Origin of the sequence: Candidatus Pelagibacter sp. Uisw_099_02 (assembly GCF_047727625.1) — a bacterium.
Lineage (GTDB): Bacteria > Pseudomonadota > Alphaproteobacteria > Pelagibacterales > Pelagibacteraceae > Pelagibacter.
Window position 1 is genome coordinate 1013119 of record NZ_CP159822.1, and the last position, 18935, is coordinate 1032053.

26 protein-coding genes are annotated in these 18935 nt (G+C 29.2%); 15 read left to right on the forward strand and 11 right to left on the reverse strand.

Features of this window, described 5'->3' with window-relative positions; all coding sequences use genetic code 11:
* The first annotated feature begins 3 nt into the window (after nucleotides 1-3).
* From ABXT47_RS05450 to rnhA, 12 genes are read left to right on the forward strand one after another with little or no spacing between them, the layout of a single operon-like run.
* Nucleotides 4-279 (forward strand): AtpZ/AtpI family protein, encoded by a 276-nt coding sequence (locus tag ABXT47_RS05450; protein ID WP_415308119.1) that lies wholly within the window; start codon nucleotides 4-6, stop codon nucleotides 277-279.
* 12 nt (nucleotides 280-291) lie between these two features.
* The gene (locus ABXT47_RS05455) at nucleotides 292-1026 is read left to right on the forward strand and encodes a F0F1 ATP synthase subunit A (protein ID WP_415308120.1); all 735 of its coding nucleotides are present in this window, start codon (nucleotides 292-294) and stop codon (nucleotides 1024-1026) included.
* Nucleotides 1027-1045: 19 nt separating this feature from the next.
* Nucleotides 1046-1273, forward strand: a complete 228-nt coding sequence (locus tag ABXT47_RS05460; protein ID WP_006997791.1) for a F0F1 ATP synthase subunit C — start codon at nucleotides 1046-1048, stop codon at nucleotides 1271-1273.
* A gap of 5 nt (nucleotides 1274-1278) precedes the next feature.
* Nucleotides 1279-1869 carry a F0F1 ATP synthase subunit B gene (locus ABXT47_RS05465; protein WP_415308121.1) on the forward strand — a complete coding sequence of 197 codons (591 nt, stop codon included), beginning with the start codon at nucleotides 1279-1281 and terminating at the stop codon, nucleotides 1867-1869.
* Complete coding sequence (locus ABXT47_RS05470) at nucleotides 1859-2356, forward strand: ATPase (protein WP_415308122.1); 498 nt, start codon at nucleotides 1859-1861, stop codon at nucleotides 2354-2356. Before ABXT47_RS05465 ends, ABXT47_RS05470 begins: the two co-directional genes overlap by 11 nt.
* A 39-nt stretch (nucleotides 2357-2395) precedes the next feature.
* Complete coding sequence (gene crtI, locus ABXT47_RS05475) at nucleotides 2396-3853, forward strand: phytoene desaturase family protein (protein ID WP_415308123.1); 1458 nt, start codon at nucleotides 2396-2398, stop codon at nucleotides 3851-3853.
* Nucleotides 3853-4704 carry a squalene/phytoene synthase family protein gene (locus ABXT47_RS05480; protein ID WP_415308124.1) on the forward strand — a complete coding sequence of 284 codons (852 nt, stop codon included), beginning with the start codon at nucleotides 3853-3855 and terminating at the stop codon, nucleotides 4702-4704. Before crtI ends, ABXT47_RS05480 begins: the two co-directional genes overlap by 1 nt.
* On the forward strand, nucleotides 4691-5758 hold the full coding sequence (locus ABXT47_RS05485) for a lycopene cyclase family protein (protein WP_415308125.1): 1068 nt from the start codon (nucleotides 4691-4693) through the stop codon (nucleotides 5756-5758). Before ABXT47_RS05480 ends, ABXT47_RS05485 begins: the two co-directional genes overlap by 14 nt.
* Nucleotide 5759: 1 nt before the next feature.
* The gene (locus ABXT47_RS05490; protein WP_415308126.1) at nucleotides 5760-6695 is read left to right on the forward strand and encodes a Brp/Blh family beta-carotene 15,15'-dioxygenase; all 936 of its coding nucleotides are present in this window, start codon (nucleotides 5760-5762) and stop codon (nucleotides 6693-6695) included.
* Entirely contained in the window at nucleotides 6685-7629 is a 945-nt protein-coding gene (ispH, locus tag ABXT47_RS05495; protein ID WP_415308127.1) for a 4-hydroxy-3-methylbut-2-enyl diphosphate reductase, read from the forward strand. The genes ABXT47_RS05490 and ispH overlap by 11 nt, the downstream gene beginning before the upstream one ends.
* On the forward strand, nucleotides 7630-8598 hold the full coding sequence (locus tag ABXT47_RS05500; protein ID WP_415308128.1) for a homoserine kinase: 969 nt from the start codon (nucleotides 7630-7632) through the stop codon (nucleotides 8596-8598). It abuts the gene before it with no gap.
* Nucleotides 8598-9023, forward strand: a complete 426-nt coding sequence (gene rnhA, locus ABXT47_RS05505) for a ribonuclease HI (protein WP_415308129.1) — start codon at nucleotides 8598-8600, stop codon at nucleotides 9021-9023. The genes ABXT47_RS05500 and rnhA overlap by 1 nt, the downstream gene beginning before the upstream one ends.
* On the opposite strand, the gene ABXT47_RS05510 is transcribed toward rnhA, so the two are convergent.
* The 10 genes from ABXT47_RS05510 to ABXT47_RS05555 all read right to left on the reverse strand — a co-directional run bounded on the left by ABXT47_RS05510 (nucleotide 9015) and on the right by ABXT47_RS05555 (nucleotide 17149).
* Nucleotides 9015-9500, reverse strand: coding sequence for a peroxiredoxin (locus tag ABXT47_RS05510; RefSeq protein WP_415308130.1), 486 nt, complete (start codon nucleotides 9498-9500; stop codon nucleotides 9015-9017). The two genes, rnhA and ABXT47_RS05510, sit on opposite strands and share 9 nt — an antisense overlap.
* The gene (gene thrC / locus ABXT47_RS05515) at nucleotides 9500-10876 is read right to left on the reverse strand and encodes a threonine synthase (protein WP_415308131.1); all 1377 of its coding nucleotides are present in this window, start codon (nucleotides 10874-10876) and stop codon (nucleotides 9500-9502) included. Before thrC ends, ABXT47_RS05510 begins: the two co-directional genes overlap by 1 nt.
* Nucleotides 10877-11530 carry an SURF1 family protein gene (locus ABXT47_RS05520; protein ID WP_415308132.1) on the reverse strand — a complete coding sequence of 218 codons (654 nt, stop codon included), beginning with the start codon at nucleotides 11528-11530 and terminating at the stop codon, nucleotides 10877-10879. It abuts the gene before it with no gap.
* Nucleotides 11531-11540: 10 nt separating this feature from the next.
* Nucleotides 11541-12329 (reverse strand): cytochrome c oxidase subunit 3, encoded by a 789-nt coding sequence (locus tag ABXT47_RS05525; RefSeq protein ID WP_415275526.1) that lies wholly within the window; start codon nucleotides 12327-12329, stop codon nucleotides 11541-11543.
* 2 nt (nucleotides 12330-12331) lie between these two features.
* On the reverse strand, nucleotides 12332-12868 hold the full coding sequence (locus ABXT47_RS05530) for a cytochrome c oxidase assembly protein (protein WP_415308133.1): 537 nt from the start codon (nucleotides 12866-12868) through the stop codon (nucleotides 12332-12334).
* The gene (locus ABXT47_RS05535) at nucleotides 12868-12990 is read right to left on the reverse strand and encodes a serine protease (RefSeq protein ID WP_415308134.1); all 123 of its coding nucleotides are present in this window, start codon (nucleotides 12988-12990) and stop codon (nucleotides 12868-12870) included. Before ABXT47_RS05535 ends, ABXT47_RS05530 begins: the two co-directional genes overlap by 1 nt.
* Nucleotides 12990-13901 (reverse strand): heme o synthase, encoded by a 912-nt coding sequence (gene cyoE, locus ABXT47_RS05540; RefSeq protein WP_415308135.1) that lies wholly within the window; start codon nucleotides 13899-13901, stop codon nucleotides 12990-12992. Before cyoE ends, ABXT47_RS05535 begins: the two co-directional genes overlap by 1 nt.
* Before the next feature lie 32 nt (nucleotides 13902-13933).
* Nucleotides 13934-15568 carry a cytochrome c oxidase subunit I gene (gene ctaD / locus ABXT47_RS05545; protein WP_415308136.1) on the reverse strand — a complete coding sequence of 545 codons (1635 nt, stop codon included), beginning with the start codon at nucleotides 15566-15568 and terminating at the stop codon, nucleotides 13934-13936.
* A gap of 2 nt (nucleotides 15569-15570) precedes the next feature.
* Nucleotides 15571-16386, reverse strand: coding sequence for a cytochrome c oxidase subunit II (coxB, locus tag ABXT47_RS05550; protein ID WP_415308137.1), 816 nt, complete (start codon nucleotides 16384-16386; stop codon nucleotides 15571-15573).
* 61 nt (nucleotides 16387-16447) lie between these two features.
* On the reverse strand, nucleotides 16448-17149 hold the full coding sequence (locus tag ABXT47_RS05555; RefSeq protein WP_415308138.1) for an RsmE family RNA methyltransferase: 702 nt from the start codon (nucleotides 17147-17149) through the stop codon (nucleotides 16448-16450).
* A 17-nt stretch (nucleotides 17150-17166) separates the two neighbouring features.
* On the opposite strand from ABXT47_RS05555, the gene ABXT47_RS05560 reads away from it, so the two are divergent.
* Nucleotides 17167-17829 carry a haloacid dehalogenase type II gene (locus tag ABXT47_RS05560; RefSeq protein WP_415308139.1) on the forward strand — a complete coding sequence of 221 codons (663 nt, stop codon included), beginning with the start codon at nucleotides 17167-17169 and terminating at the stop codon, nucleotides 17827-17829.
* Here the strand turns inward: ABXT47_RS05560 and ABXT47_RS05565 are convergent.
* The gene (locus ABXT47_RS05565) at nucleotides 17822-18181 is read right to left on the reverse strand and encodes a winged helix-turn-helix transcriptional regulator (RefSeq protein ID WP_415308140.1); all 360 of its coding nucleotides are present in this window, start codon (nucleotides 18179-18181) and stop codon (nucleotides 17822-17824) included. The two genes, ABXT47_RS05560 and ABXT47_RS05565, sit on opposite strands and share 8 nt — an antisense overlap.
* A gap of 94 nt (nucleotides 18182-18275) precedes the next feature.
* Between ABXT47_RS05565 and ABXT47_RS05570 the strand changes: the two genes are divergently transcribed.
* Entirely contained in the window at nucleotides 18276-18512 is a 237-nt protein-coding gene (locus ABXT47_RS05570) for a CDGSH iron-sulfur domain-containing protein (RefSeq protein WP_415308141.1), read from the forward strand.
* Between the two features lie 12 nt (nucleotides 18513-18524).
* Nucleotides 18525-18935: a DoxX family protein gene (locus ABXT47_RS05575; protein WP_415308142.1), complete on the forward strand. Its 411-nt coding sequence runs from the start codon at nucleotides 18525-18527 to the stop codon at nucleotides 18933-18935.

An 18935-nucleotide genomic window follows, 5' to 3' on the forward strand; every position in this document is an offset into this window, starting at 1 on the left:
TAGATGCCTAAAGAATCGCTAAAAACTCGCCTTGAGATTGCAAAATCAAAAATTGCTAAGAGAAACCTCTATAAAGATAAAGAACCACCATCATCTATTGGGACTGCCCTTAAATTAAGTACAGAATTAGTATCTGCAGTAGCAGTTGGGACAATTATAGGGTTTATTTTAGACACGACCTTTGGTACTAAGCCCTGGTTAATATTAATATTTTTTTTTGTAGGTGTGATTGCTGGAATTATAAATGTATTCAGATCTGCAAAAAATATGCAAAAATAAACTAAAAAAATTATGGCTACAAACCCAATGCACCAATTCGAAGTTTATAGAATTGGACCAGAAATAAAATTAGGTGCGATAGATATTTCATTTACAAATGCAAGCTTGTTTATGGTTATTAGCTCTTTAGCAATAATATTAATTTTTAATCTTGGATCAAAAAAAAATTCATTATTACCTGGTAAAGTTCAACTTCTAGCAGAATTAAGCTATAGCTTTGTTTCAAAAATGATTAGTGATACAGCTGGATCTAAAGCAAAACCATATTTCGCATTTATCTTTTCTTTATTTATGTTTGTATTATTTTGTAATATGTTTGGAATGATTCCGTATGCATTTACAGTAACCAGTCATATCATTGTCACTTTTATTTTAGCTTCGTTCATTTTTGTTGGAGTAACAATAATTGGTTTTATGAAACATGGTTTAGGTTATTTAAAATTATTTGTACCAAGTGGAGTGCCAGCAATTCTTCTGCCTCTAATAGTTATTATAGAAATTATTTCTTATTTAAGTAGACCTGTAAGTCTTTCTGTTCGTTTATTTGCTAACATGATGGCTGGTCATACTATGATGAAAGTTTTCGGTGGCTTTGTAATAAGCCTCGGAATAATTGGTGGATGGCTTCCACTGAGTTTTTCGGTTGCACTAACTGGTTTGGAAATACTAGTTGCTTTTCTTCAAGCATATGTTTTTGCAATCTTAACCTGCATCTATTTAAACGATGCATTAAATTTACACCATTAACTAACACAAGGAGGATATAATGGAATTAGAAGCAGCAAAAATGATCGGAGCAGGACTAGCAGCAATAGCTCTAGCCGGTGCCGGCGTTGGAATTGGAATTATTTTTGGTAATTACCTTTCTGGTGCAATGAGAAACCCATCTGCAGCACAAAAACAATTTCCTAATCTTTTATTAGGATTTGCTTTAGCAGAGGCTACTGGTCTATTTGGATTAGTTGTTGCGTTAATTATTTTATTTGCATTTTAAATATAATGATTAAAAAAATATTTTTTCAGTCGATATTTTTAAGCTTCCTATTTTTAATGGAAGCTTTTGCAGCTGAAAGTGGAGGTATGCCTCAATTAAATCCTGAGTTTTGGATTTCTCAGATTTTTTGGTTAACCATAACTTTTGGAATTTTATATGTTGTTCTTTCTAAACTTATACTTCCAAAAATTAGTGCAAACCTTGAAACTAGAAAATCACAAATCGTAGATAATATTGAGGCAGCAGAAAAACAAAGAGAACAGAGTGAGCGAAATATAGCAGAGTATGAAAAAATAGTTCAAAATAGTAAAGTTGAGGCTAAAAACTATTTTAGACAAGCTAGGGAAAAACTACTGAAAGATATTAATTTAAAAAAAGATGCTTTAGATAAAGAATTAAATTTAGAAATTCAAAAAACTGAATCTGAAATACAAGAGCTTAAGAATAAGGCTCCTGAAAAGATTAATAAGATAGCTGCAGAAACATCTGCAGATTTACTACATCAGTTGATAGGTGAAGAAGTTAATAATAGCAGTATCTCAGCAATTGTTGATGACCTATCAAGAAAGAAGATGGATAAATATTATGGCAATTGATGCAACTTTTTGGGTAGCAATATCTTTTATAATTTTTATTGGAGGATTGATTTATTTAAAAATACCTCAAAAAATTAATGAAGTTTTAAATAAGCTTATTTTAGATATTAAAAATGAAATTGATGAGAGTGAAAAATTAAGATTAGAAGCAAAAATTTTATTAGATAATGCACAAATTAAACTAGATACAGCCCAAGCAGATAGCAGTGAAATTCTAGAACAGGCAAAAAAGGATTGTGATCACTTAGTTATAGAAATGAATGATAAATTTCACAAATCCTCTGAAATTAAAAAGAACTTAATAGAAAATAAGATTACACAAATGAAAGATGCGTCACTTAAAGAGATAAAAGATGTGTCAATAAGGATCGCTGTTGAGTCTGTTAAAAAAATTATTAACACATCTGTTGATAAGTCAAAACTTGACAATTTGTTTAATAAAAATCTTGAAGAAACAAAAATTGCACTAAAAAAAATAAACTCATAATTCTCTTACAATTTTTTAAAAAAACTATAAATTAAACAAATGAAATCTATAGTCATTGGTTCTGGTTTTGGTGGGATAGCTGCAGCTCTTAGATTAAAAGCTAAAAATCATAGTGTTACATTAATTGAAAAACATCCAGATCTTGGAGGTAGAGCTAGAGTATTCAAAAAGAATGGTTTCACATTTGATGCTGGACCTACTGTAATTACAGCACCTTATTTAATTGATGAACTATTTGAGCTTTTTAATAAAAAAGCAGAAGATTATATAAAACTTACACCTCTTAATATTTGGTACCAATTCATTTTTGAAGATGGAAATAAGTTTGACTATTCTGGCAATGAAGAGAAAATGAAAAAACAAATTAAAGAGATTAATGCAGACGATGTTAAAGGATATGAGGAGCTAGTAAAATTTACTAAAAAAATATTTGATAAAGGGTTTACAGAACTTGCAGATGTACCTTTTGACAAACCTTTAGTGATGATGAAACAACTTCCTGCTCTCTTAAAGCTAAAGAGTTATAAATCAGTCTATTCATTGGTTTCTAGTTATATCAAAAATGAAAAATTAAGACGAATGTTGAGTATGCATCCACTCTTGGTTGGTGGAAACCCCTTCACAACAACGTCTATCTACGGGTTGATACTATATCTAGAAAAAAAATGGGGCATACATTATTCAATGGGTGGAACTGGAAATATAATTAAAGGTCTAGAAAAACTAATGATAGAAGAGGGAATTGAAATTATTAAAAATCAAGAAGTCAAAAAAATTATTTCAAAAAAAAATAAAATTGAAGGAGTGGAACTAAATAATCAAAAAGAGATAAATGCTAATAATGTTATATGCAATGCAGACCCACCTGCTGTATACGAAAAGCTTCTTAATCAAACTAGGACTAATTCTTTATTTGAGTGGAAACAAAAAAGAATGGAATACTCGATGGGACTTTTTGTTTACTACTTTGGTACAAAAAAAAAATATCCAAATGTAGAACATCATACAATTAAGTTTGGTGATAAATATAAAGAGCACCTGAATGATATATTTGATAAAAAAAAATTAAATAATGACATAAGTTATTACCTACATAGGCCTTCTGCTACTGATAAAACTATGGCACCAGAGGGAAATGATTGTTTCTACGTACTAGTTCCAGTTCCAAATAATCAGTCTAAGATAGATTGGAAAATTGAAGGTGATAAAATGAAAGATCTAGTAATAGATAAAATGGAGAAAGCGTTATTGCCTAATCTAAGAGAAAATATTGTTGAAGACTTTTATTTAACTCCTGATTATTTTGAGAAGGAATTGAATACCAAATTTGGATCTGGGTTTTCAATACAACCAAAATTTACACAGTCTGCTTATTTTAGATTTCATAACAAATCTGAGGTTTGTGATGGATTATATTTTGTTGGTGCTGGAACACACCCTGGTGCAGGTGTACCTGGTGTGCTATCCTCAGCAAAAGTTTTAGATAAGATTATATAATGTCTAATAAAAACTACCTGTCTATTTATGCAAAGTCCTTTAATTGGGCTGGTTTCTTTTTACCAAAAATAACTTACCAAAAGTGTTCTGCTCTGTATGATTTTTGTAGAACTGTAGATAATATTGCAGATGATGATGGCGAATTAGATATTAAAAAAAAAAATTTATTAGTTTTTAAAAATAATTTTATTAATAAGAACTATAATAATACAATAATTAAAAATATGTGGAATCTTATGGATCATCATTTGATCTCAATAAAAATTGTTGAAGACTTATTTGATGGTGTTCAGTCAGATTTAAATAAAAAAGTTCAATTTAATAATAAAAAAGATTTGTTAATTTATTCTTACAGAGTTGCTGGAACAGTAGGCTTAATGATGGCAAAAATTTTAAATGTTAAAGATCAAAATTCAATGAAAGCAGCCATAGATTTGGGTATCGCAATGCAACTAACAAATATATCTAGAGATGTTGTGGAGGACTCAAATATTAATAGATTTTATATTAAGAGTGATTTTGAGACAATAAGTAACACTTTAGCGTTGGCTGATTTATTCTATAAAAGTTCTTTTATAGCAATAAAGAAAATACCTTTTAAATTTAGATTTGCAATCCTTGTTGCAAGAAGAGTTTATAAAAAAATAGGTGATAAAATTTTAAGAACTAAAAATATAGAAAATTACAATAAGGCAGGTAAGATTTATATAAATAACTTTACAAAAATTTATCAAACAATACTTTCTATATTTGACCTAATAGCACTCTTGTTAACAAAACAAAAAAGTGGGTATATGAATAATGAGCACTTTTTGATTAGTGAAGAAATAAATTTAAATGAAAGAATTTGACTATATAATTATTGGTGGTGGTTGTGCTGGGCTATCTTTGGCATACGAATTAGAAACTCATAATAAGCTCAAAGATAAAACGCTAGCAATTATTGAGCCTAGATTAGAATACAAGAGAGATAAAACCTGGTCTTTCTGGAAAACAACTAATCATAATTTTGAAGATTGTGTAAAAAAAAGTTGGGATAATTTTTCTATAAATATAACGAACAAAACTAAATTTTTAAAATGTAATAAACTACCTTATCAATCAATTGATAGTGGATTATTCTATAAAAAAATAAACTCTATACTAAAGCAAAATCATAATATCAAATTTTATAAAAATATTAATGAGGTAAACTTAAATAACTCCTTAATTTTTAATAGTGTTCCATCAACAGATTCTAACGAAAATAAAGTTTGGCAACACTTTAAGGGTATTGAGATCGAAACAACTAGAGATGTGTTTGATGAAAAGATCATGAATTTAATGGACTTTGATTGCCCACAACATGACAGCGTTCATTTCTTTTACACATTGCCTTATAGCAAAAATAAGGCTTTAGTTGAAACTACCTGGCTATCTAAAATGAATAATGATCTAGAAATGGATTATGATGAACAATTAAAAGATTACATTGAAAATCATTTAAATATTAAAAATTACAAAATTAATTATAAAGAAAATGGTGCTGTACCACTATTTTATTCATCAAATATTAATGAAAAAAATAAAATAAATATAGGTACTGCAGGACATATGACTAGATTAAGTACTGGGTATACTTTTTTGAATATCCAGGACCACAGCAGATATTTAAGGGAAAATATCGATAATATTGATAAAATTAGAAGATATGAAATTAAAAAAAAATACCAATTTCTAGATAAAATATTTTTAAGAGTTTTAAGCAATCATGCTAAACAAATGCCAAATATATTTTTCAAAATGTTTGATAACTCTCCTGAAACTGTAATTAAATTTCTATCTAATAAGAGTAATATTTTTCAAGATTTATTAATAATTCTTAAAATGCCTAAATGGTTATTTATTAAAGCCCTTTTGAAATAAAATGCATAACCGGATAAATAAAATTAATTTCTATCATTCAATTATTTTTTTTATTTTTTCATGTTTTGTTGCCTTGATTGTTAATCGATTCGAAAATTTAATCATCTCTCCAGTTGTGTGTTTATTTTTTATTCTTTCAATTGGAATTTCACATGGTGCACTAGATAATCATAAAGGTAAAAAACTTGGCCAGTTATATAACATAAAAAAATCTTATTTTTTTTATTTAATATATTCTCTTATTGGGATTGGTATCATTATATTTTGGTTATTTTTTCCAACTGTGTCTCTTATTTTATTTTTAGTTGTTGCCTCATATCATTTTGGCAAAGAAGATACGGAATTTTTGATAAGTAATAAAAATGTATCTAATCTAATTCTTTATTTCTTAAAAGGTTCTCTAATAATTATTGCACCATTAATGTTTCACTTTGTTGAAACAATTAATATTTTTAAATTACTTTTAATAGAAAATGAAAAGTTTTATTTATTCTTAAACTTTATTGAAGATAACAGTATATTACTTTTTGCTTTATCTATTTCTTTACTTTCTAATATTTATTACTTTTTGAAAGATTTTAAAATTATGAATATTTTGATATTTTTGGATTTTTTTTCTATTATTGTTCTGAATTATTTTTTAACTCCACTAATTGCTTTTACTGTATACTTTTGCTTCCTACATTCATTCCGACATTCAATTTCTTTGATAACAGGGCTTAATGAAAAAAGTTTGAAAATTGGTGCTATAACATTTATTAAAAAAGCTATGCCCCTTACAGTTTTAACTGCAGTTTTATATGTCATAAGTTTATATTTCCTCTCTAATTTCTATCAATTAAATGATGCAATATTAAAAGTTATATTTATTGGTTTGGCGTCTTTAACCTTTCCACATATATTGCTTGAGTATCTATTAGAAAAAAATGAAAAATAAAGAAATTAAAGTATTGTTATCTGCTCCAAGAGGTTTTTGTGCTGGGGTAGAAAGAGCAATAGAAATAGTTAAAAAAAGTATTAAAAAATATGGTGCACCAGTTTATGTGCGACATGAAATAGTACACAATAAACATGTAGTGGATGCTCTTAAGGCAATAGGTGCAATTTTTGTTGAAGAGTTAGAAGAGATTAAAGATAAAACTAGACCAGTAATTTTTTCTGCACACGGTGTACCAAAATCAGTACCCTTAGAAGCAGATAAATATAAAATGGAATATATAGATGCTACTTGTCCTCTTGTCTCAAAAGTTCATAGAGAGGCAGAAAACCTTCACAAAGCTGGTTACCATATTGTTCTTATAGGACATAACAATCATCCAGAAGTTATTGGTACTATGGGGCAATTACCAGAAGATTCGATTGATTTAATTCAAGATGAACATGATGTTGAATTATATGAATTAGATAATAATAAAAAAATTGCATATGTTACTCAAACAACTTTGTCTGTTGATGACACTAAGAATATAATAAAAGCTCTTAAAAAAAAATTTCCGCAAATTAAAGAACCATTTAAAGAAGATATTTGCTATGCAACTACTAATCGTCAATCAGCTGTTAAAAATATTGCCAAAAAATGTGATATGTTTTTTGTTTTAGGAAGTAGAAATTCCTCGAATTCAGTTCGTTTAGTTGAGGTAGCAGAACAAACTGGCTGCCAACATGCCGAGCTAATTCATTCAGAGAGTGTAATTCCTTTTGAAAAAATACAAAATTGTAAAACAATTGGTGTTTCATCTGGCGCGTCCGCACCTGAAGTTTTAGTTGAAAATTTCATTAATAAATTGAAAGAAAATTTTAAAATAAAAATTGAGGAAGTTGAAATTATCAAAGAAAATATTGTTTTTAAAGTTCCTGCAAAGTTAAATTAGATGGCTGTATACACTAAAATAAATAGTAAAGACCTTCTGTCGCTAAGTAGAGATTACAAATTAGGAAAAATAATCAAATCTGAAGGAATTAAAAAAGGAATAGAAAATACAAACTACTTATTAAAAACAAATAAAAAAAAATTTATTTTAACAATTTTTGAAAAAAGAGTTCAGAAAAAAGATTTACCTTTTTTTATGAACTTAATGGAAAAACTAAATCAAAAAAAAATTATTTGTCCAAAACCATTAAAGAATAATGATGGTAAGCACTTAAGTAAAATTCAAAATAAACCCTCTAGTATTGTGACTTTTTTAAAGGGAAAGGATAAGGCCACTCTTAATTATAAAAATTGTTTTGATATTGGCAAAAATATTGCAAAATTCCACAAAGCTGGAACTAAAATAAAGCTATATAGACAGAACTCTATGTCTATTAATAAATTAGATAGCTTATTAAGAAGTATAAAATTTACGTCTAATAAAATGGCTCCAAAACTAAAACCTACTCTTAGCGTATGCTTAAAAGATATTAAAAATCAATGGCCAAAAAAATTACCAACTGGAATTATTCATGGAGATTTATTTATAGATAATATCTTCTTTAGTAAAAATAAATTTTCTGGATTTATAGATTTTTATTTTTCAAGCAATGACTATCTGATGTATGAGATTGCAATTTGTATAAATGCTTTATGTTTTGATAAAAAAAGAGATTCTTTTGTAATGAATAATAAAAAAATTAAATACTTAATTGATGGATATGAAACTATAAGAACTATTTCAAAAAAAGAGAAAGACTCATTAAATATATTATGTAGAGGTGCAGCTTTAAGATACTTACTAACTAGAATTTATGATTATTTTAATACTCCTAAAACTGCACTAATTCAGATCAAAGAACCTAACGAATATTTTCAAAAACTAATTATCCATAACAGTCTGGATAGCTACAAAGATTATTATAAATAATGATAAAAATTTATACTGATGGTTCCTGTTTAAAAAACCCTGGGAATGGTGGTTGGGCTGCAATCATCAATATTAATGATGAAATTAAAAAAATTAGTGGAAGCGTTAAAGACACAACTAATAATAAGATGGAACTAATGGCTCCAATTAAAGCGCTTCAGGAAATAAAAGAACAGCAGTCTATTGAAATTTATACAGACTCTCAATACGTGAAATTAGGTATTACTAATTGGGTACATAAATGGATTAAAAATAATTGGCTAACTTCTAAAAAAGAACCAGTAAAAAACAAAGAACTTTGGACTCAGCTTTATGAATTAAATCAATCTCATAAAATTAAATGGATATGGGTTAAGGCTCATGCTGGAAATATTCTAAATGAAGAAGTTGATTTATTAGCTAAACAAGCTGCCGAATTAAACTAAATTTAAAAAATTTTGGGCAGCCGAAACTTCACATGCACCAGCATCTTCTTCTTCTTGTAATTTAATTACTTTAAGATTGTCTATTAGCATTGTGTATCTATTTGATCTTACACCTAAGCCTCGGGCACTTTTATCAACATCAGCACCTATTGCTTTTGTAAAACTCAAAAATGGATCTGCCATCATTAAAACTTTATCTGCAACATTTTTGCTTTTGCCCCAAGCTTCCATTACAAATGGATCATTTACTGATATGCAGACTATTAAATCTACACCTTTTGCTTGGTATTTATCATGGTTATCAACATATCCAGGTAAATGTTTAGCTGAACAAACTGACGTATAGGCGCCGGGTAAACCAAATAAAACTGCCTTCTTATCCTTAAAAAACTCAAAAGTATTTTTCTTAATGGGATTTCCATCTTCCATAATAAAAAATTCAGAATTAGGGATTGTTTCATTTTCTTTTAATTTCATTATATTTTTTCCTTAATGTATTGTTGAGTTTTACTTAGGTTATTTGAAATAATATCATAATTTTCTTTTTCATTCATAACATACTTTAGTTCATCAGGTAAATCAGGTTTGATCCCTATTGATTTATCTATAGCCTCAGGAAACTTGCACGGATGGGCAGTAGCTAAAACAATGTTGTTACCCTCTATATTAACTTTTTTTAAAGCTCCAAAACCTATTGCACTATGAGGATCTAATACAATGTTATGCATAGTATGAACCTCCTTAATAATATCTAAAACCTCATTCTCATTTATGCTTGCTGATAAAAAGTTTCTATCAATTTTTTTCATCTTATTTTCTGGGATAATATATTTTCCTTCTTCTTTAATTCCATTCATAACTTTTTGTGTTTCACGATCATCAAAGTCATTCAAATCATAAATCAATCTTTCAAAATTACTTGCAATTTGAATATCCATACTTGGTGAATTTGTTTCTAAAACTGTTTCTGCTTCATATTTTCCCCTGGAAATTGCTCTGTGTAAAATATCATTCTGATTTGTTGCAACGATAAGCTTATTAATTGGTAAACCCATTTTTTTTGATAGGTACCCAGCATACACATCACCAAAATTTCCTGTAGGTACTGAAAAATTAATTGGCCTATCATCTTTAATCTGAAAATATGTATAAAAATAATAGACTGATTGTGCAATAATTCTTGCCCAATTTATCGAGTTAACTCCAGACATATTAATTGATTTAGAGAATTCCTTATCTGCAAACATTGACTTAACCAAGTTTTGACAATCATCAAAGTTACCTTCTATCGCTATATTAAAGACATTTTTTTCCTTAACAGTTGACATTAGTTTTCTTTGAACAAGTGAAACTTTGTTATGTGGGTGAAGAACAAATATATTCATATTTTTTTTTCCCTTAATTGCATCTATAGCAGCAGCACCTGTATCTCCTGATGTTGCAACAATAACATTTATATTCCTGTTATTTTTTTTTAGATAATATTCATAGAAATTTCCAAGTAATTGCATTGCAATATCTTTAAAGGCCAGTGTTGGGCCGTGAAATAACTCTAGAAGATTAACATCACCTACTTTAATTAAAGCTACCGCATTATTTTTTCTGAATACTGAGTATGATTTATCAACAATATCTGATAATTCACTTTTAGACATAAAGTCCCCAATAAAAGGATGAATTATTTTTTTTGCTAATTCCTGGTAACTTAAGCCCCTTAGCGACTCAAGCTCCGCAGTGCTGTATTTTTTTACTTGTTTAGGAATAAATAGACCACCATCATCTGCAAGTCCTTTAATAAAAACATCCTCAAAGCTATACTCTTTTGAGTTATCTCTAGTGCTTATATATTTCATCTAATAATATTTTTTTCTAAAATATAAATATAGTATAAAAATTGAAATCGCTAATGAAAACCAAGTCATGGCATATTTTTTATGATTATTTGAAATATTTGCAGTGATCAATTTTGGCTTGGGTAATTCATTGTTTCCTGAGAGATAAATAACATAGGGTGAAAACTTTGTACCTGTAAATTTAAACACGTCATCTCTATCAAGAGTAAACCAATAATTGTCTAAAATATTATTTTTAGGTTTAAACCTGTTTGCTTTTGTTTGTTTTTTTAAAATACCAATAATATCATTTTTATCAATTATATTGATAATTTTACTATTCTTCATATCAAAAGGTATCCACCCTCTATTTAGTAAATAATCATTAGCTCCTATTTTTAAAGGATTAACAACTTCAAAACCGGGTTTTCCTTTTTCATTTAGATTATAAAGATAAATTTGTTTTTCAAAATCAATTGATCCATTAGTTTTAATTCTTAAATAGTTTTTGATTGTACTACTGGATAAGTTAACTGGTTCATCTTTAAGTGAAGTTTTTATCTGATTGATTAATTCTAATTTCCAATTAAGCCTAACAATCTGCCAGCTACCAAGAGCAATAAAAACAGAAATAAAGAAAAATACAAAAATAGAAAATAAAAATTTATATCTCAAGGGCTAAAAATTAACTTCCCCAAATATAAATGGCAGCAAATAAGAATAGCCACACAACATCTACAAAGTGCCAGTACCAAGCAGCAGCCTCAAATCCAAAGTGGTGTTCTTCAGTAAAGTGACCCTTTCTTGCTCTCATCAAACATACAGCAAGAAATATAGTGCCAATAATAACATGAAAACCATGGAAGCCTGTTGCCATATAAAATACAGAACCATATATATTTCCTGCAAAATCAAAAGTTGCATGCTGGTATTCATAAACTTGCAGCAGTGAAAAAGAGAAACCAAGTATCACTGTAAGAACTAGTCCTTGAATAAAGCTTTTTCTATCACCTTCTAACAACGCGTGGTGTGACCATGTTACGGTCGTTCCAGATAATAATAAAATTAATGTATTAATTAGTGGGATATCCCATGGATCAAAAGTTACAATATCTTTGGGTGGCCATGTTCCTCCAATTGCTAAAGATGGAAATAAACTTGCATCAAAATATGCCCAAAACCATGCCACAAAGAACATAACTTCTGAAGCAATAAATAATGTCATTCCATATCTATGGTGAATTTGTACTACTGGTGTGTGATGACCTTGATGCTCTGCTTCAATAACAACATCCCTGAACCACATATATGTTCCATAAAGTAGTAATGCTAAACCTAGATACATGCCCCAAGAAACTTCGCTATGCAGATAATAAACCGAGCCTATTGCTAAAACTAAACATGAAAATGAAACGTAGATAGGCCAAGGACTTGGGTCTACTAAATGATAATCGTGTTTTTTTTCTGCGGACATTTTTATAATTTTGATTGGTTATAGTAATCTGATGAAAAAAAAGTATAGGACATAGTTACATCTTTAATATTTTTAGTGTTGGGATCATTTACCATTTCTGGATCCAAATAAAAAGTCATAATATAAGTTGCTTTTTCACCTGCTTTTAAAGCTTGTTTTTCAAAACAAAAACACCCTAATTTACTATAGTATTTACCAAACGACGATGGGGACACATTGAAGGCTGCAACTCCATATGTTGTTTCATTCCCATAACTCTCTACTTCAAACTCGATTCGATTCACTTGACCAATCTTAACATCCATAACATTTGTTTTTGCTTTAAAGTTCCAAGGAAGTGTATTTACATTTGTATCAAAACGAACACTAACTTTTTGATCTAAAACTATTAGTGGTGCTTCTTTTGATATTTGAGTTGTTCCACCAAATCCTGTTACTCTGCAAAATATGTCATATAAAGGTACTGCTGCAAATGAGAGTCCTAGCATAAGAAAAAAGATTCCAGCTAAAAGAATTGGAGTTAAGGTTTTATTTTTCACTATATTGATCTATCAAAAACACCCGTATTATAGAGTGTAAAAAAAAATAGAAATACCATAAATCCTAATATTGCTACTGCTGTTAAAATATTTTTTCGCTTAGTTTTTTTGTCTGGTATCATCATAATATCTTATCTATCAAAAAAATAACGAATATCAAAAATAAATATAAAATTGAATATCCAAATATTGTTTTTGCTTTCTTGGGGTTAAATTTATTTTTTTTATACATATAAAGCTCAAAACATAAAAAATTATAATATAATGTAAGCATCAAGGCTGGTAACAAAAATACTAGTCCGACAAAATCTATTGCATAAGGTAAAATAACCATTGGCAGCATTATCAATGAATAAACTAAAATATTTATTTTTGTGCTCTCTATCCCATTAGTTAATGGAAGCATTGGAATTTTTGCTTTCTTGTAGTCATCTGATTTATAAAGACTTAACGCCCAAAAGTGAGATGGTGTCCAAAAAAATATAATCAGGAAAAAGGTTATTGGCTCTAGAGACAGTGAGTTAGTTGCAATAGTCCATCCAATTACTGGTGGTAATGCTCCTGCTGCTCCTCCAATTACAATGTTTTGTGGTGTTTTTCTCTTCAACCAAATTGTGTAAATAAAAACATAAAATAAAATTGTAAATAATAGTAATGCTGCTGAAATTGTATTTGCAAAATAATCTAAAGCAATTACTGAAAAAAATGAAAGTGATGTTCCAAATATTAGAGCTTGTTTTTTATTAACTTTACCCATCGGGATCGGTCTCAAGCAAGTTCTCGTCATTAATGCATCAAGATCAGATTCGTACCACATATTTAGAGCTCCAGCTGCTCCAGCTCCTATTGATACCAATAAAATTGCAACCATTGCATCCTTTGTTGAAATTATATTGGGTGACATTAAAAGTCCCACTGCACAGGTAAAAATAACCAAAGACATAACTCTTGGTTTCATCAATTTAAATAATTCAGAAAAATTAAAAACATCTTCCTGACTTAAGTTTCTATTTTTTGATTTAGAATTAATCATTAATATTTAGTCTAGAATAAGTTAAAAATTTACTAACTAGTAGCTTTTTCAACACCATCTGGATCTTCAAACTTTGGTAATTCTTCAAAAGTATGAAAATTTGGTGGCGATGGTACAGTCCATTCTAAAGTTGTAGCCCCTTCTCCCCAAGGATTTTGAGCTGCAGCTTTTTTCTTAGAAAAAGAATAAATTAAGTTAGCGAAAAATACTAATAAACCAGCAACTGCTATGTATGAACCAATTGATGAAACATAATTCCATCCAGCAAATGCATCGGGGTAATCAGCATATCTTCTTGGCATTCCAGCTAAACCTAAAAAGTGTTGAGGGAAAAATACTAAGTTAACTCCAATGAATGTTAGCCAAAAATGTAATTGCCCCATCCATTCTGAATACTCATACCCAGACATTTTACCAAACCAATAATAAAATCCTGCAAAGATTGCAAATACCGCACCTAAAGATAATACATAATGAAAGTGAGCAACTACATAATAAGTATCATGCATTGCAGTATCAACACCTGCATTTGCAAGAACAACACCCGTTACACCACCTACGGTAAATAAAAATATAAATCCTAACGCCCACATCATTGGAGTTTTAAATGAAATTGATCCACCCCACATTGTTGCAATCCATGAAAATATTTTAATCCCAGTTGGGACCGCAATAATCATTGTTGCAGCTAAAAAATATGCTTTAGTATCTGTGCTTAAGCCTACTGTATACATGTGGTGAGCCCAAACAACAAAGCCAACAACACCAATTGAAACCATTGCATAAGCCATTCCTAAATATCCAAATACAGGTTTCTTAGAAAAAGTTGAAACGATATGACTAATCATTCCAAAGCCAGGTAAAATTAAAATATAAACTTCAGGGTGACCAAAGAACCAAAATAAGTGTTGGTATAAAACTGGATCTCCTCCAGTTTGAGCATCAAAAAATGCTGTTCCAAAATTTCTATCAGTTAAAAGCATTGTAATTGCGCCAGCTAAAACAGGGAGTGATAACAATAATAAAAATGCTGTAACTAAAACAGACCAAGCAAATAAAGGCATTTTATGCAAGGTCATACCTGGCGTTCTCATATTTAGAATTGTTGTAATAAAGTTAACTGCTCCTAGAATTGAAGAAGCTCCAGCTAAGTGTAAACTTAAAATAGCAAAATCCATAGCAGGTCCTGGTTGTCCAGCTTTAGAGGATAAAGGTGGATATAAAGTCCATCCTCCACCAACACCTTGTTGACCTGGAGGGCCATCTACAAATATTGAAAGTAATAGTAAAATAAATGAAGCTGGTAATAGCCAAAATGAAATATTATTCATTCTTGGAAATGCCATATCAGGTGCACCAATCATAATTGGGACAAACCAATTACCAAATCCACCAATCATTGCAGGCATTACCATAAAGAAAATCATTATTAATCCATGGCCTGTAACCAACACATTATATAAGTGATAGTTACCACCTAAAATTCCATCACCAGGATGCATCAATTCAATTCTCATTAATACTGAAAAAGCTGTACCAATAATTCCTGCAACAATTGCAAAAATTAAATACATTGTACCAATATCTTTGTGGTTAGTTGAATAAGCCCAACGTTTCCAACCTGTTGGTGTGTGATGATCGTCGTGTGATGCTGTTTGTGTATACATTTTTATTTACTCGCTAGTTTTTTATATTCATTTCCTGTAATTGGCTCGTTTGCAAATTTCATTTTAGCTTCTGCTAACCATATTGCATATTCTTCATCTGTCACAACTCTTACTGTGATCGGCATAAAAGCATGTTGTATTCCACATAGTTCAGAGCATTGACCATAATATGTTCCTACTTTTTCAGCTTTAAACCAAGTTTCATTTATTCTTCCTGGAACGGCATCTCTTTTAACTCCAAAAGATGGTAATGCCCAGGCATGCAATACATCATTAGCTGTGATTAAAACTTTAACCACTTTATTTACCGGAACAACAACTTCGTTATCAACGGTTAGTAATCTAGGTTGGTTTTCTTTTAATTCATTTTCTTTGATCATGTACGATTCAAATATAATATTTTCATCAGGATATTCATATCCCCAGTACCACTGATAGCCAATAGCCTTAACTGTAACATCAGCTTTTGGAATTGTGTCTTGTTTGTATAAAATTTTAAAAGATGGAACAGCCATTACTATTAAAATTAAACATGGAATTAATGTCCACAGAACTTCTACAGCGACGTTATGAGTTGTTCTTGAAGGATTTGGATTTCTTGAAGCTCTAAATCTAATACAAACATAAATCATAAGAAATAAAACAAAAACACTGATAGCAATAATTACAGGAAGTAGAATGTTGTTATGAAAGTTAACAATTTCAGTCATACCTTGAGAGGCTGAATCTTGAAAACCTAACTGCCAATTTTTAGGCTGATCAGCCCATACATTAGTTGATAAAATTGTAGCCAGAACTGTAAATAAAAATTTTTTCATTTGTTACACACTATATAAAGTGTCTTTTTAAAAATTACACTTTTGTTTTAGCGACAAAATATCAATTTATAGAGTAATTTACAATTGATAGTGCTGAAATTACTGCAGTTTCAGACCTTAATATATTTTCATTTATCTTAATTGGCTGAACACCCTTAAATATGAGAATCTCCTCCCTTTCTTCCTCTGAAAAATCACCTTCTGGACCAATAATAATACAGGTTGGATTGCTAGTTAATTTTCCTAAATCTAATTTTTTATTTTGAGAATTTAGATCTGTAAATATTAAATCCATTTTTTCATTACTTAAAAAATCTTTTAATGATTGAGGGACTTCAATAGATGGAACATTTATACGATTAGATTGCTCGGCAGCTTCTATAATTACTTTTTCTAATCTTTCTTTATTAATTTTTCTTACAATTGTTCTGTCAAATATTATTGGTAAAAACTTTGTAACACCAAGCTCTGTTGCTTTTTGAATCATGAAATTAAAGTAGTTTGATTTGATGGGTGAAAAAGCTAACCACAATTCTTTTATATTTTCATTTTGTCTTAATTGTTTTGTAATATTAAATTCAACTATACCTTTTGAAATAGTTAAAATTTTTGCTTTCCACTCACCGCTACTATTAAATAAAGAAAAAAACTCACTCACTTTAATTCTCATCACTTTATTTACATAGTGAGATTGTGATTTATCAAGTTTTGCAGTTAAATTAAGTGATAAACTTTCTTTAAAAAATAATCTAATATTACTCATTAATGTTAAGTTAAATTATGAAAAATATTAAAGCAATAATTTTTGATGCATATGGCACTTTATTTGATGTCAATTCAGCAGCAGAAAAATGTAAAGATAAAATTGGTGATAAGTGGGAAGGTTTTGCAAAATACTGGCGAACTACTCAATTAGAATACACTTGGCTTAGAAGTCTAATGAATAGACATAAAGACTTTTGGCAGGTGACAGAAGACAGTTTAGGTAAATCAATGAAGGCATTTGAAATAGATACTTCTATGAAAAATGAATTACTAAATCTTTATAAGGTACTCTCACCTTTTCCTGAGGTACCTGAAGTTTTAAAAAAATTAAAAGAAAAAAATTATAAATTAGGTATTCTTTCAAATGGAACACCCTCTCTTCTTAATGAATTAGTTAAGAGTAATAATCTAGATAATATATTTAATGATATTTTTTCAATTGAAGAAGTTGGTATTTATAAACCAGATTCAAAAGTTTATGACATGCCAATTAAAAAATACAAAATACAAAAAGAAGAAGTTGCATTTTTAAGTGCTAATACTTGGGATGTGTCTGGTGGTGGAAATTATGGTTACAGTTCTATTTGGGTAAATAGAAACAATAATATTTTTGATAACCTTGATTACAAACCTAAAGATGAAGTTAAAAACTTAAAACAGCTGCTTGATATTATCTAATTCTATTTTCTTCAAAATTCTTATTTAGTTTTACTGAAATAGTTCGAGTATTTCTTTTATTCCACTCTGAAAAAGATCTTAAGATAGGCATAACCGAAAAGCCAAATTCAGTAAGTGAATACTCAACATTTGGAGGCATTATTCGAATAACATTTCTATTAATTATTCCATCTCCCTCTAATTCCTTAAGCTGCTTGGATAACATTTGTTGTGTAATAGTTTTCAATCCTTTTTTAAGTTCACCAAATCTAATTTTTTTACTTTGCAGCAAACTAAACAAAATTCTAATTTTCCATTTACCTCCAAGAAAATAAACGGCTCTTTCAGCTGGACAATCTATTAAGTTTTTCATGGTATGTTTTTATATACTAGTATGATTATTTTGCGTTATTGCTTTATTGATACCAAAGCACTAAATAGAAGTCAAATAAATTGAAAGGGTAAAAATGATTAAAGGACAAAACGCAGGTAACGGACCAATAGCAGTAGATGTAGAGAAAGATAAATCTTACTACTGGTGCTCTTGTGGAAAGAGTGCAAAGCAACCATTTTGTGATGGATCACATAAAGGCACTGAGTTTACTCCACTCGCATACAAGGCTGAAGAAACTAAAAAAATGTTTTTTTGCTCTTGCAAACAAACTAACAATCAGCCATTTTGTGATGGATCACATAATAAATAACAAAAGGATAATATGCAGAATTTAAACAACAAAGTTAACAGTTTTTTTTCAAATATTGATGCACTGGCACCTTTAATTTTCAGGTTTGGAATTGGTATTGCTTTTATCATTCATGGTTCAAAAAAATTTCCATTACCTCCCCAAGGATTAATTGAATACTTTGGTCTGTCACCTATGTTAGCATCAACAGTTGCTTTATCTGAACTGTTGACTGGATTGGTATTAATAATAAGTGGTTTTATTAGAAACCCTTTTGGAAATTTACTCACAAGACTATCAGGACTTAACATAACTATCTTAATGGTAACTATACTTATCTTTGCTCACAAAGACTGGTTCTTCACAACAAAACTATTTACCAGTGAACAAATATTTCTTTTAATTGGAGGAATTTATTTTTTAATTAAAGGTAATCGAACGTAA